Here is a 24,501-nt window from a genome sequence, read left to right on the forward strand (position 1 = left end):
CCGTCGGCATCCCAGCCTCCTGCTCCTTCAAAACAGCGATGATCTGCTCCTCGCTGAACCTGCTCCGCTTCATCTCGTCCGTCTCCTTGTCGAAGGCCGGACTCTACTTATCACTGGAGGAAATCTAGGGGCTCAGACCACCGGCTCCACACGGTCGGAGCAGCGTTGGATCGACCGATAAACCCGCGTCGGCGCGGATGCGCTCGAACTGGGATTCTAAAACCGAAGTAACGAGCGGGAAGCGGCGCAACGCTGTTTGGAGGCTATCGGTCTTGAGTGAGCGCCACACTTCTGATCGGCGTATGATTGGCTGAATGTCGGAAGGGATATGGCGTCGAAGATAATAGCGACCGTTTCGAAGCGTCATTCCTCTGGGCACGAAACCGTGACTGAAACCGTAACAGCCGCGCGGACCATTTGTGACTGTTTTTCCGATGCTTAAGTTGGAACTATGGGCACCAAACCGTAACAGTGAGTCGTAGCAAACACGCTCCCGAGACCGTGCTTGAGACGATTTATTCAATGATTTCAATGAGTTGGTGCCCAGAAGAGGACTCGAACCTCCACGGGGTTGCCCCCGCCGCCACCTGAAGACGGTGCGTCTACCAATTCCGCCATCTGGGCACATTCGGCGGATCGGGCTCATTCGCCCGGTCCGCGGGTAGGGCCGGGCGGTTAGCCAACCCGGTGGGTCGTTGTCAACGCGAAACGTTGCGGTGCTCGTGCTTGCGGTCCGGGAGGGCATGCGGCAAGGAGCGGCGCACCTAGACAGTCAGGCACTTTGGACAGATGGCAGCGGCGATGGCGAAACGCAGTCCCTTGAACGGCAAGCTCGTGGTCCTGATGGGCGGGAGCGGGTTTGTCGGCAATTACGTCGCGCAGGCCTTGCTGCAGCGTGGGGCGCGGCTGCGGATCGCGAGCCGCTCGCCGGAGAAGGCCTATACTCTCAAACCGCTCGCCAACCTCGGGCAGTTGCAGTTCGCCCGCTGCGATGCGCTCGATCAGGCCAGCATCGCGCGCTGCGTCGAGGGGGCGGACGCAGTCGTCAATCTGGTGGGCAGTTTCGGCGGCAACCTTGGCCGGCTGATGGGCACCGCCCCAGGATGGATGGCCGAAGCGGCGCGCCAGACCGGGGCAGGAGCCTTCGTCCACGTGAGCGCCATTACCGGACGGGTCCAGGGCGACGATGGCGAACCGATAGGCTATGCCGCCGCCAAGCGCTTGGGCGAGGAACGCGTCCGCGAGCATTTTCCTCAGGTCACCGTCGTGCGCCCGTCGATCATCTTCGGACCGGACGATTCGTTCATCAACCTGTTCGCTGGCCTCATCAGGACGTTTCCCGTTCTCCCCGTCTTCGGGCCGGATGCGATAATCCAGCCGGCTTATGTCGACGATGTGGCCGACGCCATCGCCAACGCGCTCGAGGAGCCGGGACGGTTCGGCGATGCGATCTTCGAATTTGGCGGGCCGGAAAAGCTGTCAATGCTGCAACTCAACCGGATGATCGCCGATGCCCAGCAGCGGCGGCGAACCTTTATCGAGATGCCGGACGCGCTATCGGCGCTGTTCGCAGCCTTGCCGGGCACGCCGATGGGGCAGGACCAGTGGGAACTGCTCAAGAGCGGCAACACCGTTTCGGGCGATTTTCCGGGGTTTGCCGAACTTGGCATCGTCCCGCGTCCGATCGGGCTGTTTCTCGATCGCTGGATGGTACGCTATCGGCGCCATGGGCGCTTCGCCCCGCGGTTGAGCGCGTAAGCCCTGCCCCCGCGCCCCTTCCTTCAGAGCGCGGCGGAGTAGAGCGCCAGCAGCCGGGCCCAGGCGCGTTCCGCCTGCACCTCGTCATAGGCCGGGCTGTCCGGCACGCACCAGCCGTGCGCGGCGGGGTAGACCTCGATTTCGGCCCGGGATCCCGCGGCATCAGCGGCACTGCGCAGCGCGGTCTTGGGCGCCGGTTCCTTCGCATCGTCGTCTTCGGCGATGGCAATGAGATAGTGCGTATCCGCCCGCAACAGGCGGTGGGGGCTGGTCTCGCTGTCACGCACCAGTCCGCCGCCGTGAAACGATGCCGCGGCGCGAATGCGCGGCACGCCCGATGCGCTCCAGATGGTGAAGGGGCCGCCCATGCAATAGCCCTGATTGCCGATCCCGCGCTCCGGATCGACGGCTTGCTGCGCCGTCAGCCAGCCGGCCGCGGCCTGCGCATCCTGCAAGATCGCGCCGGCGACGAGTTTGTCGCGCCACGGCTTCACGGTCTGAAATCCGCCTTGCGCTGCGAAGGTGGGGAAATCGGCGAACTGTTCGCCGCGCACGTCACGATAATAGGGGTTGAGAACCAGGACGGCATAGCCGCTGGCGGCAAGGCGCCGCGCCATCTGCCGCTTGGCTTCGCGCAGGCCCGCAACATCGGGCCACAGCACCACAGCCGGATGCCGCCCGCGCGCCGGATGAACGAAGAATCCATCCATCGTCCCCCCGGGGCTGGCAAAGGTGACGCTGCTTTCGGCAAGCGCGCTCGAACTGCCGCCTGCGGCCTGGCGCAGCGGCGTGCAGGCCGCGGCCGCCCCGCCGATCGCCATCGCGCCCATCCTGCGGCGAGACAGCACTGCGCGGCCCCATTGGATCACCTGTTGTTCGTCGCACATGATCCTGTCCCCTTGGTGGTCGCCGCGCTATGGCGCAGCATGATGATTATCGATCGGCGCCCTGTTCGACGTCGAAGATGGTATCCTCGATCCCGGCATCGCGGAAGGACTGGCGGATGAGGTCCTTCGTCCCGTCGTTCAGATCGCCGTCGAAGCGCACGACATGCGCGATGGGATACCGCAGCCAGTAGCCGCCCTCGAGCAGCTTGCGCAGCGCGCGGACCAGGGTGTCTTCGAAAAAGCGCTGATGCGCGATCAATTCGGCATCGGAGGAAAACGGAAACTCGGCCCGCTGATCGACGAACCGGTCCGAGCCACGTTGCTCGAGCTGCACCCGGTCGCGATAGATCGAAACGTCGAGATCGAGCCAGGTAATCCCGCCTAGCGCAAGGTGAGCGCCGCTTCGCTCTGTGCCATCAACCCCGCCAGAATTTGCGCTGCCGGCTCTTCCTCGCGCACCATCCCCACCGACTGGCCCGCCATGAGGCTGCCATGCTCGATGTCCCCATCGATCACCGCCCGCTTGAGCGAGCCTGCCCAGTAGTGCTCGATCTGTAATTGCGCTTCTTCCATGGCGATTTCATTCCGGTCGAGAACGCCGGCGACTTCCATTTGTTTCCTGGTGAAGGCCTCGGTGCCGCGGTTCTTCAAGGCGCGGACGGGGATCACCGGCAGACGATCGTCGATCTGCACACTAGCCACCGCATCGCGCGCACTGGCACGGAAGAAGGCTTTTTTGAAGTTGGGATGGGCGATGCTTTCGGTGGCACAGGCAAAGCGCGTTCCCAGCTGAACCCCGGCCGCGCCCATCTCGAGATAGCCGGCGATCGCCTCGCCCCGGCCGATCCCTCCGGCGACGAAGATGAGGTGATCGGCGGCCAGTTCGGGGAGGATTTCCTGCGCCAGCACACTGGTCGACACCGGGCCGATGTGTCCGCCGGCCTCCATGCCTTCGATGACGAGCGCATCCGCGCCCGAGCGCAGCAGCTTCTTGCCGAGGGCAAGCGTCGGCGCAAAACAGATGACCTTTGCCGGGGATGAGCCGTCCTTGATCGCCTCGACACTGCCCCGGAGGGGGATGCCCCCGGCCAGCACCACATGGCCGACGCCATGCCGCCGGCAGACCTCGATGAGGTCGAACAGTTGCGGATGCATCGTGATCAGGTTGACGCCGAAGGGCTTGTCGGTGAGCGTCCTGGTGGCGGCAATTTCGGCATCCAGCAGCTCGGGCGTCATCGCCCCGCACGCGATCACTCCGAACCCCCCGCCGTTCGAAATGGCCGCGACGAGGTGCCGTTCCGACACCCAGCTCATCGCGCCGCACAGTATCGCGTACTGCGAGCCGAGGAAATCGCAGCCACGCTGCATCAGGCGGGAAGTCTTGGGAAATTCGCTCATCCCGCCGCGCTTATCCGCGGTGCGGGCGAACGGCAAGGCGAGCCGGCCCGGTAGTCCGGCGAATGGCGGGCAGGCAGGGGTCGGTTGCGCTTTCGCTTGGCGCGGCCCGAATATCCGCTAGCGATGCGGGCAATGCCAAGCCTGCTTCCCGCGTTCCTCGCCCCCTATCATCCCCAGATCGGGCTTGTCCTCCTGCTGGTGGTCTTCATCGGTTTCATACTCGAGCGCCTGCCGCCGGTGGTGCTGGCGGCGGTCTCGGCACTGGTGATGCTGCTGCTTGGCTTCCTTTCGGTCGACGAGTTGCTCGGCGTCTTTTCCAATCCGGCCCCGATCACCATCGCGGCGATGTTCGTGATGTCGGCCGCGCTGCTGCGAACCGGTGCGCTGGAAGAAGTATCGGGCTGGATTGTCCGGCGCACGCTGCGCAAACCTCGGCTCGCGGTGGCAGAGATAGGGGCGGGCACGCTCGCCGCCTCGGCATTCATGAACAACACGCCGGTCGTGCTGGTGATGATCCCCATCGTGCGGCGCCTGGCGCGGGTGCTGGGCGTCGCGGCGACCCGGATGCTGATCCCGCTGTCTTATCTGGCGGTCCTCGGCGGAACGCTGACGCTGATCGGCACGTCGACCAACCTGCTGGTGGATGGGGTCGCCCAAGGCGAGGGGCTGGCCCCGTTCGGGATGTTCGAGATCAGCGGGGTCGGCCTCGTCACCGCCCTCGCCGGGGTGGCGACCCTAATGGTCCTTGGCCCACGTCTTCTCCCCGACCGGCCGCCCCGCTCGCTCGACGAGGATGCCGAGAGCGATTCCTACCTCTCGCATCTGGTGGTCATGCCGGAGAGCGTGCTGATCGGGCAGACCGTCGCGGAAAGCCCGCTGTCGCGGCGTCAGGGGATCAAGCTCATCGGATTGAAGCGCAAGGGCAGCATCGTGCGCAGCGGCTTCGAAACGCACCTGCTTGCCCCGGGCGACCAGTTGGTGGTCACGGCGAGCCCCTCGGAACTGGCATCGCTGGCCGAAGCGCACGACTTCCAGACCGGCCTTACCGGAGTAGGCGGCGGAGTGGTGACGGCGGGGCCCGGCCGTCCGCGCGACCTTGCACTGGTCGAGGCCGTGGTCTCGTCCGCGCATCCGATCATCGGGCGGCGGCTGGCTGAAATCCCGCTGCTATCCCGGCTCAAGGTTCGGGTGCTCGGCCTCAGCCGACCGCGCCATACCGCCGGCCCGGAACTGTCCGAGGTGCGGGTGCGCGCGGGCGACCGCCTGCTGATCGCCGCGGGCGCCGATGCGACGCAGGCCCTGCAAAGCAACGTCAATCTGGGAACCGTGAGCGAGGCTCCGGCCCGCGCCTTTCGCCGGCGACAGGCGCCGATCGCAATCGGCACGCTGGCCGGGGTGGTCATCCTGGCGGCGACCTTCTCACTGCCGATCCAGGCGCTGGCCCTGCTTGGCGCGGGGGTCGTTCTGGCTACCCGGTGCCTCGAACCGGAAGAGGCGTGGTCGGCGATCGACGGCAATACGCTGGTGCTGATCTTCGCCATGCTCGCCTTCGGGCTGGGGCTCGACAATGCCGGAACCGTCAGGCTGATCGTCGAGACGTTCGAGCCATTGTTCGCTGGTCTCGCGCCGTTCGTCCTGCTGCTGTGTGTCTATGCATTGTCCAGCGTGCTGACCGAGAGCGTCACCAACAATGCCGTCGCGGTGATCCTCACGCCTATCGTGATCGGCCTTGCCGAGGCGGTCGGGGCGGACCCGCGGCAATTGGTGGTCGCGGTGATGTTCGGCGCCAGCGCCAGTTTCGCCACCCCGATCGGCTACCAGACCAATACGCTGGTCTATGGGGCGGCGAATTACCGCTTTGCCGATTTTCTCAAGATCGGGGTGCCGATGAACGCGATTGTCGGGATCGTAACCTGCCTGGCGATCCATCTCCTGTTCGGATGACCCCGGCAAGGCCGCAGGCGGCGGCTTGGTTCAGTCGTCGACCGGCGCGTCGAGCCCGTAGGCGGTATGCAGCACCCGCACGGCAAGCTCGGTCTCGTCCTCGTCGATCATCACGCTGATCTTGATTTCGGAGGTCGAGATCGCCTGAATATTGATGCCGCGTTCGGAGAGCGCGCGGAACATCGTGCCGGCAACGCCCGCATGGCTTTTCATGCCCACGCCCACGACGCTGATCTTGGCGATATGGCTGTCGGTGATGATGCGGTTGAAACCGATCTCGTCGCGCCGGTCCTCGAGCAATGCCTGGGCGCGCGGCAGGTCCGCCTGCGGCACGGTGAAGGTCACGTCGGTCTCGCCCTTGTCGCGCCCGACGTTCTGGATGATCATGTCGACATTGATCGAAGCGGCGGCGAGCGGCTCGAAGATATTGGCGACCGAGCCGGGCCGGTCGGGCACGCGGGTCAGGATGATCTTGGCCTCGTTCTTGTCGTGCGCGATGCCGGTCACGTGCTGGCGTTCCATTTCGCCCCTTTCCACAAGGTCGTTCATTTCCGCTTCCGACACGATCAGCGTGCCGGGAATCTCGTCTGCCGGGATCGCGTCGTCGCCGACGAAGCTCGACAGGACCTGCACCCGCACCCCTTCGCGCATGGCGAGGCCGACCGAGCGGGTCTGGAGCACCTTTGCCCCGACGCTGGCAAGCTCGAGCATCTCCTCGTAGGTGACGGCCTTCAGCTTGCGCGCCCGCGAAACGATGCGCGGGTCGGTCGTATAGACACCGTCGACATCGGTGTAGATGTCGCAGCGATCCGCCTTGACCGCGGCAGCCACCGCGACCGCCGAGGTATCCGACCCTCCGCGCCCAAGGGTGGTTATCCGGCCGCTTTCGTCCACGCCCTGAAACCCGGGGATGACCGCGATCACTCCCTCGGCCATAGCCTCGCCAAGGCCAGGGGCGTCGATCTCGTCGATCCGGGCGCTGGCATGCTTGCCCGTCGTGACGATCGGCAATTGCCAGCCCAGCCAGCTGCGCGCCTTCGCGCCGAGCGATTGCAGCGTCAGCGCCAGCAGACCGCTGGTCACCTGTTCGCCGCTGGCGACGACCACGTCGTATTCCGCCGTATCGTACATTGGATTGGCTTCGCGGCAAAAATTGACCAGCCGATCGGTTTCGCCCGCCATCGCCGAGACGACGACCGCCACCTCGTTGCGGGCTCCATCCCTGCCCGCCTGCTGCTTGCGGACGATCTTGGCGACGCGGCGGATGCGTTCGGTCCCTGCCATCGAGGTGCCGCCGAATTTCATCACGATGCGCGCCAAGCGGACTATCTCCAAGCTGGAATGGTCATCGCAGGGCTGCTAGCCACCCCGCATGAGCGATGCAACATCGGCTGCGCCCCGGCGATCCGCCCCAGGGGCGACCATCCGCCCGCACGAAGCCGCGCATTTCGGCAATCTTGCGCGCGACTGGTGGGATCCCAAGGGGTCGAGCGCCATGCTTCACCGGCTCAATCCGGTACGGCTCGCTTTCCTGCGTGAGGCGATCGACCTTCACTGGGCCGGTGACATCGAGGGCGCCCACCCGCTCGCCGGCAAGCGCGCGCTCGACGTGGGCTGCGGGGCGGGGCTGCTGGCCGAAGCCCTGGCCCGGCTGGGTGCGGAGGTCACAGGGGTCGACGCCGCGCCGCAAAACATTTCCGCTGCTCGCGCCCATGCGGCGGGCGGCGGGCTGTCCATCCGCTATCTTTCGGGCGAACTGAGGGAGCACGATCTCGGCAAGTTCGATCTTGTCACGGCGATGGAGGTCCTCGAACACGTCGGCGACAAGGAGGTGTTCCTCGGCCTTCTCGAACAGCATCTGGACGACGATGGCCTGCTGGTCCTGTCCACCCCCAACCGCACGCCGCAATCGCGCCTGCTGATGGTTGGCGCGGCGGAACGACTGGGTTTCATCCCCCGGGGCACGCATGATTGGGACGATTTCGTCACGCCGGACGAGCTTGCCGATCTTCTCGCGGGGGCGGGGCTGATCATGGGCGAGCCACGAGGCATCGCTTGGCGCCCGGGCAAGGGCCTGCACCTCTCGGACGATTTGTCGCTCAACTACATCGTCACCGCACGCAAGCGCTGACGTACAAGCGCATGCCCCCGCGCCCCACCCTGCGACCCAATGACGAGGACCAGCGCTTTCTGCGCAGGCTGTTCCTGGTGCTGGTCGCTGGCGCACTGGTTGCGGTGGTGGTGCTTGCCCACGACCTCATGCTGCTGGCGTTCGGATCGCTGCTCGTCAGTCTGTTGCTGGTCGCAGTCACCGATTTCCTCGAAAGGCGGCTGCGCCTGCCGCGCAACGCAGGCCTTGCCCTTTCCACGGTGCTGCTGTTCGGGATCATCGGGCTGCTCGGCTACATGTTCTATGCCGAGATAGCGTTTCAGGGCGAGCTGCTGGCGCGCGAACTGCCGCGCGCCTGGGCCCGGACCGAACGCGCGCTGCGATCGGATGTGGTCGGACGGCTGCTGCTCGACACGGTGCAGAACCGCGAGACGGTGACCTTCGTCACCAACGAGGCGCAGGCGATCCTGCGCGGGGTGGCGGTGGTGCTGTTCAACCTGCTGATCGTGCTGTCGGCGGCGGTGTTCTTTGCCGCCGATCCTGCCCGGTATCGCCGCGGGCTCGCCATGCTCAGCCCCGGACGGTACCGCGCCCTCACTGATCGCACGCTGGGCGAAATCGGCACCGCGCTGCGGCTGTGGCTGGTGACGCAAAGCATCTCGATGCTGGTCATGGGATCGATCTTCACCCTCGGCCTGTGGCTTTCGGGCGTGCCGGCCTATGTCGCGCTCGGCGTGTTTGGCGGCCTTGCAGAATTCATCCCCTATGTCGGCCCGATCATCGCGATGGTGCCGGCTCTGCTGTTGACCTTTGCCGGGGAAGGAAGCTTCGCCGGGGTGGTGGCCACCTATGCCATCGCGCGCATCGTGCAGACCAATTTCGTGACGCCCTGGGTGACGGGAAAGGTCGTATCGGTGCCGCCGGGCTGGTACATCTTCCTGATCCTGGGCGCAGGCTATGTCTTTGGCACCTTCGGCCTGTTCTTTTCCGGCCCGCTGGCCATCGCGCTCTATACCGCATGGCTGGCGCTGTATTCGCGCGCCACGCTGGGCGACGATGTGGCCATGCCGGGCGATGGCGGCCTGTCACGGTCCTCGTCATCCGAGGAAGAGATCGCACCCGGCGAAAGCCCGGGCATGGGGACCACCGGGCGGTAACGCATTCTTTATCGCACCGGCGCACAATGTCGGCGTCATGGTCAAGAAAATCGTCTTCATTGCCCTTTTCGCGATTGCTGCGTTCGCGGTCGCGGGCGGCGATCTGTCCTCGATCAAGCGCCGGGCGCAGGATGCGGCGCAGTCGACCGGTGAGACCGTGATGGCGCGCGACAACGGCGGCTGGGGCAGCTGACGCTTAAGCGAAAGCGGCGGTCCAGATCGCCTCGTCGAAGCCGACCAGCAGCCCTCCTCGATGCTCGACCACCGGCCGTTTGATGGTGGCGGGATGGGCCGCCATCAGCGCCAGCGCGCGGCTTTCGTCGAGATCGATTTTCGACGTTTCGGGCAAGTTGCGAAACGTCGTCCCCCGGCGGTTGAGGAGCACCTCCCACCCTGTTGCGGCAACCCACCGTTCAAGCTGCGCCGGATCGACACCGTCCTTGCGGAGATCGCAGAAGACATAAGCGATCTTCCGCTCTTCAAGCCACTTGCGCGCCTTGCGCACCGTATCGCAGTTGGGGATGCCGTACATTTTAATCATGGCTTACTGCCATCGAGATTCTCGCAGTTCGGAATGCCCTTCATTCTGAGACCTTCCATCGCGCGTTCAACTTGCTTCGCCATCAGCCGGAACCGCTCACGCATCGTCCGCGGCTCGCGCCCAGCCGGGGCTGGCGGGCTCTAGCGTGGCGAGCACCGCTTCTGCGCTCTCGAGATAGTCGCGCTGGCGGGCCTCGGTCATCCGGTCCCATGTCGAATAGGCCCGTCCGATCCGGGGATTGGCTTGCAGATGCTCGCGATTGCGGACCATGAAATGCCAGTATAGCGGATTGAACGGACAGGCTCCTTCACCGGTCTTGACCTTCGGCGAATAGCGGCAGGTGCCGCAATAGTCGCTCATCCGGTCGATATAGGCGCCGCTCGCGGCATAGGGCTTGGAAGCCAGCCGCCCGCCATCGGCATAGAGGATCATCGCCGCGACATTGGGCAGTTCGACCCATTCATAGGCATCGGCATAGACCACCAGATACCAGTCCTCGACCTCGCGCGGATCGATTCCGGCAATGAGGGCGAAGTTGCCGAGCACCATCAGCCGCTGGATATGATGGGCATGAGCGTTGCTGGCAGTCGAGCGGACGCAATCGGCGAGGCAGGCCATGTCGGTCTCGCCGGTCCAGTAGAATTCGGGGAGCGGGCGGCGGGCATCGAGCGCGTTGGCTTCGGCCAGGCGCGGCATTTCATGCCAGTAGAAGCCGCGGATGTATTCGCGCCAGCCGATGATCTGGCGGATGAAACCCTCGACCGAGTTGAGCGGGGCCCGGCCTTCACGCCACAAGGTCTCGGCCCGGCGGCACAGGTCCAGCGGATCGAGCAGACCGAGATTGAGGCTGGTCGAGAGCAGCGAATGATAGAGCTGGTCCTGCCCTTCCAGCATGGCGTCCTGATAGGGGCCGAATGCTGCCAGCCGTTGCTCGAGAAAAGCCTCGGCGGCGATCTCGGCCTCGGTCCGGGTTACCGGCCAGCGGAAGGGCTCCAGCTCACCGAAGTGATCGCCGAACCGCTCGGCGACCAGCTTCAGGACATCGCGGGTGATGGCATCGGGTTCGAACAGGGGGCGCGGCGGCACCAGCAAGGCGCTCGTCAACGGTTCGCGGTTTTCCGCGTCATAGTTCCAGCGCCCGCCGGCCGGCTGGCCTTCCTCCATCAGCAATCCGGTCTTGCGGCGCATCTCGCGATAGAAGAATTCCATGCGCAGCTGGCGCTTGCCCTCCGCCCATTCGGCGAACTCGGCCCGGCTGGCGATGTACCGGTCGTCTTCAAGGATAACGACGGGGCAGGGGAACTTGTCCGCCCATTCGAGAATCGCGCCTTCCACCCGCCATTCGCCCGGCTCCACGATGCGGATCTCGGCAGGCTCGTGCCGCTCTACCGCACGGGCGACTTCGCCGGTGAAGCTGCCGGCATTGTCGGGATCGTCGAGCCGCGTGTATTCGACCCGCCATCCGGCCTCTTCCAGTTCGGCGGCGAAATGCCGCATGGCCGAAAAGATCAGCGCGATCTTCTGCTGATGATGGCGCACATAGGTCGCCTCTTCCCACACCTCCATCATCAGGACGACGGCCTCGTCCCGGTCGACATCGCGCAGGCTGGCAAGATCGGGCGAAAGCTGGTCGCCGAGGACCGGGATCAGGACGGGCGCAGTCATCGGACGCTAACGCCCGGCGGGGCAAAACGGGTGCGCGGTCTCAGCCGGCGAAGGCAAGGCCGAGCTTGCGGCGATAGCTGGGCCACTGCCCGGCCACCCAGTCCGCCTCGGGCTGGCGGGCCGCCTGCGCCTGGTCGATCTCGACCTCGTCGAAACCCGATTGGAGAGCGTGGCGGAATTGATCGCTGATCAGCGGGCCCGCGGCGCGCAGGCGCCCTTGGTACCCCTGTTCGCGCAAGGCCCGGCCAAGGCCGAAGCCGCGCCCGTCACCGAATGCCGCGAACCGAATCCGGATCAGCGCCAGATCGCCGAGGCGGCCTGCCACAAGGGCCGGGTCGGCATCGCCGGGAAGCTCCACGGCGAGGCCGGTTCCAGCGGGCAGCGATGCAGGGTCCTGCCAGTCGTGCGGTTCGTCCTTGCAAAAGCCCCGGGGCGTCACGATCGGCACCTCATGCCCTCCTTTGCGTGCGGTCGTCGCGGAGCATCCAGTGGATCCCGCATTCGGTTTTCTCGCTGCCGCGCCAGCGACCGGCGCGCATGTCTTCGCCCGGGGCGACCCGAGTGGTGCAGGGGCGGCAGCCGATGCTGGGAAACCCCTGCGCAACGAGCGGGTGGCGGGGAAGATCGTGGCGGGCGATGTAGCCCTGGATGTCGTCCGGCCGCCATCTTGCGAGCGGGTTCAGCTTGACCCGCCCCACCTCGTCCATTTCGCGCAGCGGCAGGACCGATCGATCGCGGTTCTGGAAGCGCTTGCGCCCGGTGATCCATGCCGAGAAGGGGGCGAGGGCGCGCATGAGCGGCTCGCGCTTGCGCAGGGTGCAGCACGCATCGGCTTCGGCCCCGTAAAGCTGGCCGCCCGCGTCGCGCGCGGACAGATGCCAGCGGGTCGGCCGCACGATCTGCAATGCCGTGAGCCCCAGCCGCGCGGCGACCTTGCGCTGATAGTCCAGCGTCTCTTCGAACAGCATCCCGGTTTCGTTGAACAGCACCGGGGTCGCCGGATTGATCCGGGCGACGAGGTGCAGCAGCACGACCGATTCAGCGCCCAGGCTGGAAACCAGTGCGATGCGTCCGGCAAAGTCGTGGCGGATCGCCTGAGCCAGCAGGTCTGCCGCCTCCGCCTCGCGATCGGGGGCAGCCAGCGCGGGCGCGTCGAAATCGACCTCATGCAGCACGGGCAGGCTCCTCGGCTGGATAAAGCGCGTCCTTGAAGGGCTGCACGCCGAGCCGGCTCACCGCCGCCACGAAGGTCTCCTCGGGGTCCAGCCGCTCGGCCAGATAGACGAGGACGAGGCGTTCGATGGCGGGAACCACCTCGTCGGCGTCGAAGCCGCGGCCCAGCCGTTCGCCAAGGCGCAGGTTCTCCGTGTGATCCCCGCCGATGGTGATCTGGTAGTTCTCGCGCCCCGCCTTATCCAGTCCGAGGATGCCGATATGGCCGACGTGGTGATGCCCGCAGCTGTTGATGCATCCGGAAATCTTGATCTTCATTTCGCCGATGGTGCGCGAATAGTGCGGATCGGCGAAATGCTGCGCGATGTCCTTGGCGATCGGGATCGAGCGTGCGGTTGCCAGCGTGCAGTAGTCGAGCCCGGGGCAGGCGATGATGTCGCCGATCTGGCCGATGTTCGCCGTGCCCAGACCGGCCGCCACAAGCGCCGCGTGAACAGCCCACAGATCGCGCTTGGCGACATGCGGCAGGATCAGGTTCTGTTCGTGGCTGACCCTGATCTCGTCATGGCCATACCGTTCGGCGAGATCGGCGACCACGCGCATCTGCTCCGCGCTCGCATCGCCCGGCGCCCCGCCGACCGGCTTCAGGCTGATCGACACGATCGCGTGGCCGGGGCTGCGGTGGGGCGCGAGATTGGCCGCGCACCAGTCGCGAAAGATCGCATCGCCGGCCAGGGCCTGTTCGAACGCTGCATCCGGTTCGGAAAGCTCGGCCAGGGGCGGCGGGGCAAAGGCCGCCTCGATCCGGGCGACAATCGCCGGGTCGGTGGCAACGCCGGGGCCCGCGTGCCGGGCCAGGATCGCGGCGAACTCTTCCTCCACCTGCGCGCGGAAGCTGTCGAGCCCCTCTTCCATCACGAGGATCTTGATCCGCGCCTTGTACTTGTTGTCGCGCCGGCCATGCCGGTTGTAGACCCGCAGGATCGCCTCGCAATAAGCGAGCAGGTCGGCTTTGGGCAGGAACTCGCGCACGACCACGCCGACGACCGGGGTCCGCCCCAGCCCGCCGCCGACGATCACCTCGTACCCGATCTCGCCGCTGTCCGCACGGATCATCCGCAGGCCGATATCGTGTGCCTTCGTCACCGCGCGATCGTTGGGCGAACCGGTTACCGCGATCTTGAACTTGCGCGGAAGGAAAGCAAATTCGGGATGGTCGGTCGACCATTGGCGCAGCAGTTCGGCGGTGGGGCGGGGGTCCTCGATCTCGTCGGCCGCGGCGCCGGCGAAATGGTCCGCGGTCACATTGCGGATGCAATTGCCAGAGGTCTGGATGGCGTGCATCTCGACATCGGCCAGCGCATCGAGAATATCGGGCAGGTCCGCCAGCCGGGGCCAGTTGTACTGGATGTTCTGCCGGGTGGTGAAATGGCCGTAGCCCTTGTCCCACCGCTCCGCGATCATGGCCAGATGGCGCATCTGTGCCGAATTGAGCGTGCCGTAGGGGATCGCCACCCGCAACATATAGGCATGGAGCTGCAGATAGATGCCGTTCTGCAGCCGCAGGGGGCGAAATTCCTCTTCGGTCAGCGCTCCCGAAACGCGGCGGGCGACCTGATCGCGAAAGGTGGCGACGCGGGATCTGACATAGTCGCGGTCGAACTGGTCGTAGACATACATCGGGCGGGGTCTTCCGAAACTTACTGACTGATTGCGGCGCGGGGCGGGTTTTCGCTTTGCCGGCCGAGATCCGGACGCACGGTCGGCCCCCGGTCGCGGATAAGCTCGCGCAGGCTGACAGGGCGTGGCCGGCCAGCGGGATCGAGGCTGACGGCGACGAAATCGATGTCGACCACCTGCCGGAAGTGCGAGGCTTGCTCGGCAAGAGCGGCAAGATCGGCGGGGTCGGTGGCGACTGCGGCCTCGATCAGCCTGTCGCCCCATGTCCCTCCGGGCAGCAGATAGACGACCTCGCCGGTGAGCAGATCGTTGGCAGTGCCGATCTTCGGTTCAGCCGGCCTTGGCATGGACCAGCCCCCCTTCGATGCTGACCGGGTGGGCGACCGGCGCCGCCAGTCCCAGGTAGAGGATCGAGGGGCCGGCGATCGATGCCCCGCCCATGGCCTCGGCCAGTTCGGCAAGCGTCGTGACAAGTTCGCGGCGGTCGGCGCGCGAGACGTTCTCGACCACCGTCACCGGCATCGAAGGGGCCGCCCCATGCATCAGCAGTCGGCCCTGGATGAAGCGCGCGGCGCTCACGCCCATGTAGACCGCCGCCGTGCTGCCCGGGCGGGCGAGGGCCTGCCAGTCATGTTCCGCAAATCCATCGATGTCGTGCCCGGTCAGAAGCCGGAAGCTGGTATTGCGGCCCCGCCGGGTGAGCGACAGGCCAAGTTCCGCCGCACCGGCCACGGCGGCAGTGATGCCGGGCACGACCTCGAAGGCGATGCCAGCTGTCTGCAATGCGGCGACCTCCTCGTCGAGCCGGCCGTAGACGCCCGGATCGCCGGACTTCAGCCGGACGATGCGGCCGCCGCGCCGCGCCTCGGCGATCAGCAGCGCGTTGATGTCGTCCTGCTTCCAGCCGGGTCCGAAAGGGACCTTGCCGACGGGGATCAGCCGCGCCTCGCGCCGGGCAAGTTCGAGCACCTCGCCGGAAACCAGCCGGTCGTGAATGACGACATCGGCGTCGCCCAGCAGGCGATGAGCCTTGCGGGTCAGCAGTTCCGGATCGCCCGGCCCCGCCCCGACCAGCGCGACATGCGCCGTGTGGTCCGCCGGGGATTGCAGAGCCTCGCCCAGCAGCTGGCTGAATGCGGCCTCCGCCGCAGCTTCGCCGCCGCTGGCATAGGCCCGCGGACCGTCCTCGCGAAAGAAGCGCGCCCAGAGCGCACGCCGCGGCGCCCCTGCGGGAACCGTGGCCGCCTGCGGACGCAACCGGCGGGCGAGCCGTGCGAGCGCCCCGGTGGAGGAAGGGAGCATGGCCTCGACCGCGTCCTTGATCAGCCGCACCAGCACCGGCGCGGTCCCTTCGCTGCCGATCGCGACCACCACGGGCGCGCGGTCGACCAGAGCCGGGGTGATGAAATCGCAGTCCTCGGGCGTGTCGACGACGTTGACCGGCACCCCCGCCGCCCGGGCCAACCCGCCGACGCGTGACGCCTCGTGCGCATCGTCCGGCGCCGCGTAGGCGAGCGCCATACCGGCAAAATCGCCGGCTTCGACCGGGCGGGGCCGATAGGTCAGCCGTCCCGCGGCGGCCCATTCCTGTACCTGCGAATGGCAATCGCTGCCGTAGACATGGATTTGCGCCTCGGTCTTCAGAAGCAGGCGCAGCTTGGCGACCGCGGTTTCCCCGGCTCCCGCGACGAGGACGGCCCGCGCGCGGGTATCGATGAAAACGGGCCAATAGCGCATTGCGAGCAATCCAGTCGTCCAAGGTGGAATATCTAGGACAATTTCCGCATATTGACGAGAATGTGACGTCATCTAAGGAAAAGGTCCTCCCTTTCTGAGGTGGCCTTAAACAGTGTCCTGTATTCTTCGCCCAAGTGGGAACAGTAATGAGACTCGATGACCTCGATCGGAAGATCCTCAACCTCTTGCAGAAGGATGCGGGGCAGGCGCTTGATCAGATTGCGGCGGCTGTCGGATCGTCGAAGACGCCGGTCTGGAACCGCATCCGCAAACTTCGCGCCGCCGGGGTCATCCGCAGTCAGGTGGCGCTTCTCGATCCGGACAAAACCGGATTTCCGAACTGCTTTTTCGTGCTGGTGAAGACCTCCCAGCACGATGCCGGATGGCTGGCGCAGTTCACCGCCGCCCTCGCCCGTCATCCCGAGATCATGGAGGCTCACCGCCTTGCCGGCGAGATCGACTACCTGCTCAAGGTACGGGTCGCCGATGCGGCGGGTTACGACCGCTTCTATCGCTCGCTCATCAAGGAAGTCAGCATCTTCAGCGTGACGGCGCTGCTGTCCATGGAAGAACTGATCTACAACACCGCCCTGCCGATCGCGCCGGCCGCGGACGAACGGGGCTAGGCCGCCCGCACCAGATGCGCGGCCGCGATCGCCACGGCCAGCGCATCGGCCGCGTCGGCTCCGGCGAGGCGGACCCCGGGGAGCAGCACCGCGACCATCGCCTGCACCTGGCGCTTTTCCGCAGCCCCTGTGCCGACAACCGCTTTCTTGACCTCGCGCGCCGCATGTTCGCTCACCATCAGGCCGGCCGCCCCGCATGCGGCCATGGCCGCCCCGCGGGCCTGGGCGAGCTTGAGCGTGGACTGCGGGTTCTTGTTGACGAAGATTTCCTCCGCCGCCGCCCGGTGGGGACGAAATTCGCCGATGACCGCGGCCAGCCCGGCGTGCAGGTGCGCGAGCCGCTCGGCAAGCGGGCGCCGGGCATCGGTCGGCACCTCGCCGTTGGCGACATGGGTCAGCCGCGATCCCTCGGCCCGTATGACGCCCCAGCCGGTGCACGACAGCGACGGATCGAGCCCGAGAATGATCACGGCGTCACAGCCTCAGGCCAAGCCGCGGTCCGACAAACATCATCAGCAGATACAGCGCAATCGTCAGCACGCAGCCCGCCGCCAGCGACAGCCAGAAGCCGGCTCCGTGACGCAGCAGCCACGGGATGAGGAGAAACATCGGCAGGCTGGGCAGCACGTACCAAAACGTCGCCTCGGCATGCAGCGCCATGTTCTGGGCATCCGGGCGCACGTGCCACAGGAAGATCATGCCCAGTATCGAGACCAGCGGCAGCGAGGCGATCAGCGCGCCGGCCGCGGGCAACCGCCGGCCGACCTCGGCGATGGCCGCGATCATCAACCCGGCCAGCACCGCCTTGGCGGCGAACCCCCACATCAGCCAAGCCGTTCGAGGACGTCGTCCGGTATCTCGTAATTCCCCCACACCGTCTGCACGTCGTCGTCATCGTCCAGCGTGTCGACCAGCTTGAGCAGGGTTCCAGCGGCACCTTCGTCCATTGCGACCGTAACCGTCGGCTTCCATGCCAGCTTGACCCCTTCGGGTTCGCCCAGCCGCTGTTCGAGATCGCCCGCCACCTGGTGAAGGTCCTCGGCCGCGGTCCAGATCGCGTGCCCTTCCTCGCTGCTTTCGATATCCTGCGCGCCCGCTTCCATCGCCGCTTCGAGCACGGTTTCCTCGTCGCCCGCCGCGGCGGGGTATTCGATGAGGCCGAGCCGTTCGAACCCGTGGGCGACCGATCCCTCGGTGCCGAGGTTGCCGCCGTTCTTGCTGAAGGCGGTGCGGATATTGGTGGCGGTGCGGTTGCGGTTGTCGGTCAGCGCCTCGACGATCAGGGCCACGCCGCCCGGGCCATAGCCTTCGTAGCGGACTTCCTCGTAGCTTTCTTCATCCCCGCCGCTCGCCTTGTCGATCGCGCGCTGGATGTTGTCCTTCGGCATCGACTGCGCCTTGGCACTGTTGATGGCGAGGCGCAGGCGCGGGTTCATGTCGGGATCGGGCGCGCCCATCTTCGCGGCCACGGTGATTTCCCGGCTGAGCTTGGAAAACAGGTTGGAGCGCTTCTTGTCCTGCGCGCCCTTGCGGTGCATGATATTCTTGAACTTGGAATGGCCTGCCATGGTGTTCGCTTCGATGCCGATATGGTGGGTTGGTGGGGGCACGCATTAGCCGCATGTACAGTGACACGACAAGTCTTGCCCGCGCCCGGCGTCCGGGGCGTGGATGGCGGGGCTATTTCGCCTTCCTGAAGCGCCCCCGCCTGCCGGCGGAGCCGACCGGGTTTTCGGGGCCGGCACTGCGCGAAGTGCTGCAACTGTACCTGCTCGATCTGGCGTTCATGGTGATCCTGCTCACCCTTGCGATCGCGGCGATGGCCCAGGGCACGGCGGTCCCGCAAAACAGCGTCGGCCAGATGGCCTTCGGGGCGGGGCTTGTCGCCGTGATCGTGATCGCGGCGCCGATCGTGGAGGAAGTGCTGTTCCGCAGCTGGCTGTCAGGCCGACCGGGGCACCTCTTTCTCATCCCGGTGCTGATCGCGGGGGCGGTGCTGGGGCCCGCCTTCGTCGGCTTCGCGGCCTATCAGATCCTTGCCGCACAGGGCGGGGGCAGCCTGCCGGGCCCGGTCGCGGTCGCGGTCGTCGCCGCCTTTCTTGCCGCCATCGCCGCGGCCGGGGCATGGCGCTGGCGCGGGCGGCCGCCGATGGGCTGGTTCGCCCGCATCTTCCCCCTGGCCTTCTGGCTGAGCACGGTGATTTTCGCCTTCGTCCACGTGTTCAATTTTCCCGATGCGGGGATGCTGACGGTGCTGCCCTTCGTGCTGCCGCAATTCGTGGCCGGATCGATCTTCGGCTATGCGCGGGTCGCCCACGGATTGTGGGCGAGCATCCTGCTGCACATGCTCCACAATGCGACCTTCGTCGCCATCGTCCTTATCGGGTTGCAGGTAGGCTCGACAGCCTGACAGCGGTGCCGCTGGCCGATACCATCAGCATCGAACCCTTGTCGCCGATGACCTCGTAGTCGAGGTCCACCGCGACGACGGCGTCACCTCCGCGGCTGGCGGCTTCGGCCTGCAGTTCCTCGATCGCCTGCTGGCGGGCGTCGGCCAGGATGCGTTCGTAACTTCCCGACCGGCCGCCGACGATATCGCGGATATTGGCGAACAGGTCGCGAAACAGGTTCGCCCCCACGATGACCTCGCCGGTGACGATGCCGAGATATTCGGCGATCGGACGCCCTTCGATCGTATGGGTGGTGGTCACGATGACGCCGCGCGCGTCCTTCCACGGTCCGGCCATGCCTGCCTCCAGCTTGCTTGCGTGTGTTGCCTAGACAACACACGCTCGCCGGTCAACCGTTGACGATCATTCCGCCATTGGGATGAAGCACCTGGCCCGACATGTACGAACCGTCCTCGCAGGCAAGGAACAGGAAGGCCGGCGCGACCTCGTTGGGTTCGCCCGGGCGGCCGATCGGCGTATCCTTACCGAAGTCCTCGAGGTCTTCCGGCTTCTGGCCGCCGAAGGGGTTGAGCGGGGTCCAGATCGGCCCCGGGGCCACCGCGTTGACGCGGATGCCGTCCTTGATCAGGTTTTCGGACAGCGAGCGGGTGAAGGCCGTGATTGCGCCCTTGGTGGCGCTGTAATCGAGCAGCTTGGCCGAACCCTTGTACATCGTCACGCTGGTGCAATTGACGATTGCCGCACCGCTCTTGAGATGCGGGCGCGCCGCCTGGACAAGATAGAACATCGAGAAAATGTTGGTCTGGAAAGTGCGCTGCAATTGCTGCTGCGTGATGTCGGTAATGCCTTCGTCGGGGTGCTGTTCGCCCGCGTTGTTGATGAGGATGTCGAGCCGCCCCCACTTGTCGACGACCTGCTTGACCAGCCTGTCACACGTGTCCTTGTCGCCGAGATCGCCCTCGAAGGTCAGCGCCTCGCTGCCTTCCTTCTCGATCGCATCGGCGGTGATTTTGCCGTCGTCGCTCTCCTCGAGATAGGCGATCGCCACCTTCGCCCCTTCGCGCGCGAACAGGACGGCAGTCGCCCGGCCGATGCCGCTGTCGCCTCCGGTGACGATGGCGACCTTGCCCTCGAGCCGGCCCGAGCCGGGATAGCGCGGCTGCCACTTGGGCTTGCGGTCGAGCTCGGTCTCATGGCCCGGCATCCGCGGCTCTTCCGCGGTTTCCTCGATAAAGGCGGCGTCGGTCTTACTAGCGGTCATGGCGTCATCCTTGTTGGCGTTTATCCCATCAAGTCCTTGTGACGCTTCGTGTTCCTGGCCTTGCCGCAGGGCCGGCTCAACCCATCCCGAGCGCGGCCTTGTAGGTATCGAGGATGGTTTCCTGCTCGCTGCGCTCGTCCGGCTTCATCTTCCGCAGGCGAATGATCTGGCGCATGATCTTGGTGTCGTAGCCGGTCGCCTTGGATTCGGCATAAACGTCGCGGATATCGTCGGCGATGCCCTTCTTTTCTTCCTCGAGGCGCTCGATCCGTTCGATCAGCAGGCGCAGGCGGTCGTCGGTGGCATCGGCCATCTTGAAGGGGTCTCCCAGGTGTTCGTGAATCGCGAGCGCCGCCGATAGCCGGGCCGCAAGGCTTCGTGAACCGGCTGCGGTTCAAAGCTGTGCGTTTTTCGCCAGGCTCTGTTCCATTCGCGCCACCTGCTCGTCGGTCGCGGGGGCCTGGCGGGTCGCCTTCCATTCCTCGGGCGCCATCCCGTGGACAAGCGTGCGGGCGGCCGCCTTGTCGCCCGGGTATCCGGCTTCCACGATCCAGTCGGCAAGGCAATTACGGCAGAACCCGGCCAGCCCCATCAGATCGATGTTCTGGGCATCGTGGCGATGCTGCAGATGGCGCACCAGCCGGCGGAAGGCCGCCGCCGCCACCCGGTCGTCGAGCGCGTCGAGTTGATCGGCAGCATTCATCGTCATCACGGTCCTTCGCAATTGAATTGTCGGCAATCGCTGCCATAGCGTGCCGCCTTATGGCGCACCCGTCCACCCTTTCGCTCGACCCGCGTGGCCGCAAGGTCAAGATCCTCGCCACCGTCGGTCCGGCTAGCCGCTCGCCCGAAATGCTCGACCGGCTGTTCCGCGCCGGGGTCGATGCCTTCCGCGTCAACATGAGCCATGGCGAGCACGCCGATCACGCCGCCACGATCACGGCGATCCGCGAGCTCGAGCGTCGCTATGCCCGCCCGATCGCGGTGCTGGCCGACCTTCAGGGGCCCAAGCTGCGGGTCGGCACCTTTCGCGAAGGTCAGGCGGTGATCCGCCATTCGGGTCACTTCACGCTCGATCGCAACCCCGCACCGGGTGACGAAAACCGGGTCTGCCTGCCACATCCCGAACTGTTCGGCCTGATGGAGAAGGGTCAGCGGCTGCTGATCAACGACGGCAAGATCCGCCTGAAGGTGCTACGCGCCGATGCCGACGAGATACTCTGCTCGGCCGAGGTCGGCGGGGTGATTTCGGATCGCAAGGGCGTCAACGTGCCCGATGCAGAAATTCCGATCCCCGCGTTGACCGACAAGGATCGCCGCGATCTCGCCTTCGCGGTGGCCCAGGGGGCCGACTGGGTTGCGCTTTCCTTCGTCCAGCGGCCCGAGGACATCGCCGAGGCGCGGCGCCTGATGGGCGGGCACGGCGCGCTGTGCGCCAAGATCGAGAAACCGATGGCGGTCCGCCGGCTCGACGAGATCATCGAGCTGTCGGACGGGATCATGGTCGCCCGCGGCGATCTCGGCGTCGAACTGGAACCGCAGGACGTGCCGCCGCTGCAAAAGCAGATCGTCGCCAAGGCCCGCACGGCGGGCAAGCCGGTGATCGTGGCGACCCAGATGCTGGAATCGATGATCGAAAGCCCGGCGCCGACGCGCGCAGAGGTGTCCGACGTCGCCAATGCGGTGTACGATGGCGCGGACGCGGTCATGCTTTCGGCCGAGACTGCGGCCGGCCAGTGGCCCGAGGAAGCGGTGACGATCATGCACCGCATCGGGGTGCAGGTCGAACAGGACGAAACCTACCTCTCGCGCGTCCGGTTTCTCGATACGCCGCCCGAGAAAACCACCGCCGATGCGCTGAGCCACGCCTGCATGACCATTGCCGACACCGTGCGGATTTCGGCCATCATCGTCTTTACCGGCAGCGGGTCGACCGCACGCCGGGTCGCTCGCGAACGGCCGAGCGTGCCGGTGATGGTTCTGACGCCCGAAAAGAAGACCGCCCGCCGCCTCGCCCTGCTATGGGGTGCCCAGGCGGTCGCCACGAAGGATATCGGCAGTTTCGAAGAGATGATCGCCAAGGGCAAGCGGATGGCGCTGCGTTACGGCTTCGGACAGGCCGGCAGCAAGGTCATCGCGCTGGCCGGCGTGCCCTTCGGCACACCGGGGTCGACCAACCTGCTCCACGTCGTCACCATCAGCGGCGATGAACTGGAACGGCACGAGGGGTAGCGTCCAGCCTAGGGCACCAGCACCGTATCGCTGGGGACTGGATCGGTCTGCGGGTAGTCCAGCGTGAAGTGCAGCCCGCGGCTTTCCTTCCTCTTCAGTGCGCTTTGCACGATGAGGTCCGCACATTCGATGAGATTGCGCAACTCGACCAGATCGGTCGTCACGCGGAAGTGGCCGTAGTAATCAGCCACTTCCTCCCGCAGCAGGCGAATGCGATGGGCCGCACGCTCGAGCCGCTTGGTGGTGCGCACGATCCCGACGTAGTTCCACATGAACCGGCGGATTTCGGTCCAGTTCTGCTTGATCACCACCTCCTCGTCGGAATTGGTCACGCGGCTCTCGTCCCACGGCAGGATTGACGGGGGATCGTCGAGCCGGTCCCAGCAGGCGAGGATATCCTTCGCCGCCGCCTCGCCGAAGACGAAGCATTCGAGCAGGGAATTGGAGGCCAGCCGGTTGGCGCCATGCAGCCCGCTTTCGGTGCATTCGCCCGCCGCCCACAGCCCCGGAAGGTCGGTTCGCGCGTCGAGCCCGATCTTCACCCCGCCGCAGGTGTAATGCTGGGCCGGGACGACCGGGATCGGCTCCCTCGTCATGTCGATGCCCAGCCCCAGCAGCTTCTCGTGGATCGTCGGGAAGTGAGTGGTCACGAAATCGGCCGGCTGGTGACTGATGTCGAGATGGACATAATCGAGCCCGTGGCGCTTGATCTGATCGTCATTGGCGCGGGCCACGATATCGCGGGGGGCCAGTTCCATCCGTTCCGGATCGTACTGGGCCATGTACCGCTCGCCAGTCACGGGATTGATCAGGTGCCCGCCCTCGCCGCGCACCGCCTCTGTGATGAGGAAGTTCTTGACCTCGAGATTGTAGAGGCAGGTCGGGTGGAACTGCATCATCTCCATGTTCGAGACCCGCGCGCCGGCCCGCCACGCCATCGCGATGCCGTCGCCGGTGGCCCCGCGCGGGCTCGTAGAGAACAGATAGACCCGGCCCGCCCCGCCCGTGGCGAGGATCGTCGCGCGGGCGACATGCGCGTGCACGGTGCCGCTCGCCTCGTCGAGCGCATAGGCTCCCCACACCCGGCCCGAGCCGGAATAGGACGCCTGGTTGCGCGCGGTGATGAGGTCGATGCAGCTTTGCCCGGCCAGGAGGGTGATGTTCGGCGTCGCCTCGGCCGCCTTGAGCAAGGCAGCCTGCACCGCCCAGCCGGTGGCATCGTCGACATGGACGATGCGGCGATGCGAATGCCCGCCTTCCCTGGTGAGGTGAAGATCGCCCTGTTCGCGGTTGAAGGGCACTCCGAGTTCGGCCAGCCGGTCGATCGCCGCCGGGGCGCGTTCGATCACGAACTCAACCGTCTGCGCATCGTTCAGCCCGGCCCCGGCGATCATGGTATCGCGGATGTGATCCTCGAAGGTGTCGCCGGCATCGAGTACCGCCGCGATGCCCCCCTGCGCCCACGCGGTCGATCCGCTGTCGAGCGTGCCCTTGGCCAGCACCAGTACGCGTTTCGTCTGCGCCAGCGCCAGCGCCGCGGTGAGGCCGGCGGCGCCGGAACCGATGATGAGAACGTCGTGCGGAGGCTGCGCGAAGGGTTCGGTCATGGCGTGCTCATGCCTTCCCTGTCGGAATGCGGCAAGTATCCCACACTTGGCCGAAATTATGCTTAAGACTTTCTTATGATCTGTTAGCTAGCCTTGTGGGGCGGACGACGGGAGTCACTGACAGATGAAAATGGGTCTTATCGGTTGCGCGTTCGGGCGCCATCAGGTCGACATGGGCAAGGTGCGTCACGCCCACAGCATTCATGCCGGAAAATGCCGGGTCTGCGCCGCACCACTCGAGGAAATCCTGCCCAATGTATGGCAGAAGCTCGAAGTGCGCGATGCCGGGCTCGGTCCGCGCAGCTTCGGCTGAT

At 66.0% G+C, this 24,501-nt stretch carries 29 protein-coding genes and 1 tRNA gene; 9 read left to right on the top strand and 21 right to left on the bottom strand.

The window, feature by feature from the left end; all coding sequences use genetic code 11:
- Nucleotides 1–124 precede the first annotated feature (124 nt).
- Together ACHFFA_RS07525 and ACHFFA_RS07530 are read right to left on the bottom strand one after the other, a co-directional pair.
- Entirely contained in the window at nucleotides 125–367 is a 243-nt protein-coding gene (locus tag ACHFFA_RS07525; protein WP_394270227.1) for a DUF6538 domain-containing protein, read from the bottom strand.
- Between the two features lie 170 nt (nucleotides 368–537).
- Nucleotides 538–624, bottom strand: a tRNA-Leu gene (locus ACHFFA_RS07530).
- A 177-nt stretch (nucleotides 625–801) separates the two neighbouring features.
- Here ACHFFA_RS07530 and ACHFFA_RS07535 point away from each other — a divergent pair.
- Complete coding sequence (locus tag ACHFFA_RS07535) at nucleotides 802–1,758, top strand: complex I NDUFA9 subunit family protein (protein ID WP_394270228.1); 957 nt, start codon at nucleotides 802–804, stop codon at nucleotides 1,756–1,758.
- A gap of 23 nt (nucleotides 1,759–1,781) precedes the next feature.
- Here the strand turns inward: ACHFFA_RS07535 and ACHFFA_RS07540 are convergent, their stop codons facing one another.
- The 3 genes from ACHFFA_RS07540 to ACHFFA_RS07550 are packed head-to-tail and all read right to left on the bottom strand — an operon-like array spanning nucleotide 1,782 to nucleotide 4,043.
- Complete coding sequence (locus tag ACHFFA_RS07540) at nucleotides 1,782–2,645, bottom strand: dienelactone hydrolase family protein (RefSeq protein ID WP_394270229.1); 864 nt, start codon at nucleotides 2,643–2,645, stop codon at nucleotides 1,782–1,784.
- A gap of 46 nt (nucleotides 2,646–2,691) precedes the next feature.
- A complete protein-coding gene (locus ACHFFA_RS07545) occupies nucleotides 2,692–2,979 on the bottom strand; it encodes a hypothetical protein (protein WP_394270230.1) in 288 nt (95 codons plus the stop codon).
- A gap of 47 nt (nucleotides 2,980–3,026) precedes the next feature.
- Complete coding sequence (locus ACHFFA_RS07550; protein ID WP_394270231.1) at nucleotides 3,027–4,043, bottom strand: NAD(P)H-dependent flavin oxidoreductase; 1,017 nt, start codon at nucleotides 4,041–4,043, stop codon at nucleotides 3,027–3,029.
- 132 nt (nucleotides 4,044–4,175) lie between these two features.
- On the opposite strand from ACHFFA_RS07550, the gene ACHFFA_RS07555 reads away from it, so the two are divergent.
- Nucleotides 4,176–5,987 carry an SLC13 family permease gene (locus ACHFFA_RS07555; RefSeq protein WP_394270232.1) on the top strand — a complete coding sequence of 604 codons (1,812 nt, stop codon included), beginning with the start codon at nucleotides 4,176–4,178 and terminating at the stop codon, nucleotides 5,985–5,987.
- A 30-nt stretch (nucleotides 5,988–6,017) separates the two neighbouring features.
- Here ACHFFA_RS07555 and ACHFFA_RS07560 read toward each other — a convergent pair whose 3' ends face one another.
- On the bottom strand, nucleotides 6,018–7,307 hold the full coding sequence (locus ACHFFA_RS07560) for an aspartate kinase (protein ID WP_394270233.1): 1,290 nt from the start codon (nucleotides 7,305–7,307) through the stop codon (nucleotides 6,018–6,020).
- Between the two features lie 52 nt (nucleotides 7,308–7,359).
- On the opposite strand from ACHFFA_RS07560, the gene ubiG reads away from it, so the two are divergent.
- The 3 genes from ubiG to ACHFFA_RS07575 are packed head-to-tail and all read left to right on the top strand — an operon-like array spanning nucleotide 7,360 to nucleotide 9,447.
- The gene (ubiG, locus tag ACHFFA_RS07565) at nucleotides 7,360–8,118 is read left to right on the top strand and encodes a bifunctional 2-polyprenyl-6-hydroxyphenol methylase/3-demethylubiquinol 3-O-methyltransferase UbiG (RefSeq protein WP_394270234.1); all 759 of its coding nucleotides are present in this window, start codon (nucleotides 7,360–7,362) and stop codon (nucleotides 8,116–8,118) included.
- Between the two features lie 11 nt (nucleotides 8,119–8,129).
- Complete coding sequence (locus tag ACHFFA_RS07570) at nucleotides 8,130–9,254, top strand: AI-2E family transporter (RefSeq protein ID WP_394270235.1); 1,125 nt, start codon at nucleotides 8,130–8,132, stop codon at nucleotides 9,252–9,254.
- A gap of 37 nt (nucleotides 9,255–9,291) precedes the next feature.
- Complete coding sequence (locus tag ACHFFA_RS07575; RefSeq protein WP_394270236.1) at nucleotides 9,292–9,447, top strand: hypothetical protein; 156 nt, start codon at nucleotides 9,292–9,294, stop codon at nucleotides 9,445–9,447.
- A 3-nt stretch (nucleotides 9,448–9,450) separates the two neighbouring features.
- Here the strand turns inward: ACHFFA_RS07575 and ACHFFA_RS07580 are convergent, their stop codons facing one another.
- From ACHFFA_RS07580 to cysG, 7 genes are all read right to left on the bottom strand, one after another.
- The gene (locus ACHFFA_RS07580) at nucleotides 9,451–9,795 is read right to left on the bottom strand and encodes an arsenate reductase (RefSeq protein WP_394270237.1); all 345 of its coding nucleotides are present in this window, start codon (nucleotides 9,793–9,795) and stop codon (nucleotides 9,451–9,453) included.
- Nucleotides 9,796–9,891: 96 nt separating this feature from the next.
- Nucleotides 9,892–11,460 carry a cryptochrome/photolyase family protein gene (locus ACHFFA_RS07585; RefSeq protein WP_394270238.1) on the bottom strand — a complete coding sequence of 523 codons (1,569 nt, stop codon included), beginning with the start codon at nucleotides 11,458–11,460 and terminating at the stop codon, nucleotides 9,892–9,894.
- A 40-nt stretch (nucleotides 11,461–11,500) separates the two neighbouring features.
- Complete coding sequence (locus tag ACHFFA_RS07590; protein ID WP_394270239.1) at nucleotides 11,501–11,908, bottom strand: DUF934 domain-containing protein; 408 nt, start codon at nucleotides 11,906–11,908, stop codon at nucleotides 11,501–11,503.
- 1 nt (nucleotide 11,909) lies between these two features.
- Nucleotides 11,910–12,635 carry a phosphoadenylyl-sulfate reductase gene (locus ACHFFA_RS07595; protein ID WP_394270240.1) on the bottom strand — a complete coding sequence of 242 codons (726 nt, stop codon included), beginning with the start codon at nucleotides 12,633–12,635 and terminating at the stop codon, nucleotides 11,910–11,912.
- Complete coding sequence (locus ACHFFA_RS07600; RefSeq protein WP_394270241.1) at nucleotides 12,625–14,313, bottom strand: nitrite/sulfite reductase; 1,689 nt, start codon at nucleotides 14,311–14,313, stop codon at nucleotides 12,625–12,627. Before ACHFFA_RS07600 ends, ACHFFA_RS07595 begins: the two co-directional genes overlap by 11 nt.
- Nucleotides 14,314–14,333: 20 nt before the next feature.
- Nucleotides 14,334–14,660: a DUF2849 domain-containing protein gene (locus ACHFFA_RS07605; RefSeq protein WP_394270242.1), complete on the bottom strand. Its 327-nt coding sequence runs from the start codon at nucleotides 14,658–14,660 to the stop codon at nucleotides 14,334–14,336.
- A complete protein-coding gene (gene cysG, locus ACHFFA_RS07610; RefSeq protein ID WP_394270243.1) occupies nucleotides 14,644–16,050 on the bottom strand; it encodes a siroheme synthase CysG in 1,407 nt (468 codons plus the stop codon). The genes ACHFFA_RS07605 and cysG overlap by 17 nt, the downstream gene beginning before the upstream one ends.
- 146 nt (nucleotides 16,051–16,196) lie before the next feature.
- On the opposite strand from cysG, the gene ACHFFA_RS07615 reads away from it, so the two are divergent.
- Nucleotides 16,197–16,676 (top strand): Lrp/AsnC family transcriptional regulator, encoded by a 480-nt coding sequence (locus ACHFFA_RS07615; RefSeq protein ID WP_394270244.1) that lies wholly within the window; start codon nucleotides 16,197–16,199, stop codon nucleotides 16,674–16,676.
- On the opposite strand, the gene ruvC is transcribed toward ACHFFA_RS07615, so the two are convergent.
- From ruvC to ACHFFA_RS07630, 3 genes are read right to left on the bottom strand one after another with little or no spacing between them, the layout of a single operon-like run.
- Nucleotides 16,673–17,146 carry a crossover junction endodeoxyribonuclease RuvC gene (ruvC, locus tag ACHFFA_RS07620; RefSeq protein WP_394270245.1) on the bottom strand — a complete coding sequence of 158 codons (474 nt, stop codon included), beginning with the start codon at nucleotides 17,144–17,146 and terminating at the stop codon, nucleotides 16,673–16,675. The two genes, ACHFFA_RS07615 and ruvC, sit on opposite strands and share 4 nt — an antisense overlap.
- A gap of 4 nt (nucleotides 17,147–17,150) precedes the next feature.
- Nucleotides 17,151–17,501, bottom strand: coding sequence for a DUF3147 family protein (locus ACHFFA_RS07625; protein WP_394270246.1), 351 nt, complete (start codon nucleotides 17,499–17,501; stop codon nucleotides 17,151–17,153).
- Nucleotides 17,501–18,244 carry a YebC/PmpR family DNA-binding transcriptional regulator gene (locus ACHFFA_RS07630; protein WP_394270305.1) on the bottom strand — a complete coding sequence of 248 codons (744 nt, stop codon included), beginning with the start codon at nucleotides 18,242–18,244 and terminating at the stop codon, nucleotides 17,501–17,503. The genes ACHFFA_RS07625 and ACHFFA_RS07630 overlap by 1 nt, the downstream gene beginning before the upstream one ends.
- A 53-nt stretch (nucleotides 18,245–18,297) precedes the next feature.
- Here ACHFFA_RS07630 and ACHFFA_RS07635 point away from each other — a divergent pair, with 53 nt between their 5' ends.
- Complete coding sequence (locus ACHFFA_RS07635; protein WP_394270247.1) at nucleotides 18,298–19,086, top strand: type II CAAX prenyl endopeptidase Rce1 family protein; 789 nt, start codon at nucleotides 18,298–18,300, stop codon at nucleotides 19,084–19,086.
- Here ACHFFA_RS07635 and ACHFFA_RS07640 read toward each other — a convergent pair.
- From ACHFFA_RS07640 to ACHFFA_RS07655, 4 genes are all read right to left on the bottom strand, one after another.
- Entirely contained in the window at nucleotides 19,055–19,423 is a 369-nt protein-coding gene (locus tag ACHFFA_RS07640; protein WP_394270248.1) for a YbjQ family protein, read from the bottom strand. The genes ACHFFA_RS07635 and ACHFFA_RS07640 overlap by 32 nt on opposite strands.
- 52 nt (nucleotides 19,424–19,475) lie before the next feature.
- Nucleotides 19,476–20,348, bottom strand: coding sequence for an SDR family oxidoreductase (locus tag ACHFFA_RS07645; protein WP_394270249.1), 873 nt, complete (start codon nucleotides 20,346–20,348; stop codon nucleotides 19,476–19,478).
- Between the two features lie 76 nt (nucleotides 20,349–20,424).
- Nucleotides 20,425–20,661 carry a DUF2312 domain-containing protein gene (locus ACHFFA_RS07650; protein ID WP_394270250.1) on the bottom strand — a complete coding sequence of 79 codons (237 nt, stop codon included), beginning with the start codon at nucleotides 20,659–20,661 and terminating at the stop codon, nucleotides 20,425–20,427.
- 81 nt (nucleotides 20,662–20,742) lie between these two features.
- Complete coding sequence (locus ACHFFA_RS07655; protein WP_394270251.1) at nucleotides 20,743–21,057, bottom strand: DUF1244 domain-containing protein; 315 nt, start codon at nucleotides 21,055–21,057, stop codon at nucleotides 20,743–20,745.
- 53 nt (nucleotides 21,058–21,110) lie between these two features.
- On the opposite strand from ACHFFA_RS07655, the gene pyk reads away from it, so the two are divergent.
- The gene (gene pyk, locus ACHFFA_RS07660; protein ID WP_394270252.1) at nucleotides 21,111–22,580 is read left to right on the top strand and encodes a pyruvate kinase; all 1,470 of its coding nucleotides are present in this window, start codon (nucleotides 21,111–21,113) and stop codon (nucleotides 22,578–22,580) included.
- An 8-nt stretch (nucleotides 22,581–22,588) separates the two neighbouring features.
- Here the strand turns inward: pyk and nadB are convergent, their stop codons facing one another.
- Nucleotides 22,589–24,187 carry an L-aspartate oxidase gene (gene nadB / locus ACHFFA_RS07665; protein WP_394270253.1) on the bottom strand — a complete coding sequence of 533 codons (1,599 nt, stop codon included), beginning with the start codon at nucleotides 24,185–24,187 and terminating at the stop codon, nucleotides 22,589–22,591.
- A 124-nt stretch (nucleotides 24,188–24,311) separates the two neighbouring features.
- On the opposite strand from nadB, the gene ACHFFA_RS07670 reads away from it, so the two are divergent.
- Entirely contained in the window at nucleotides 24,312–24,500 is a 189-nt protein-coding gene (locus ACHFFA_RS07670; RefSeq protein WP_394270254.1) for a hypothetical protein, read from the top strand.
- Nucleotide 24,501 lies beyond the last annotated feature (1 nt).

This window comes from Qipengyuania sp., from assembly GCF_043423005.1.
In the GTDB taxonomy this organism is placed as follows: Bacteria; Pseudomonadota; Alphaproteobacteria; order Sphingomonadales; family Sphingomonadaceae; genus Qipengyuania.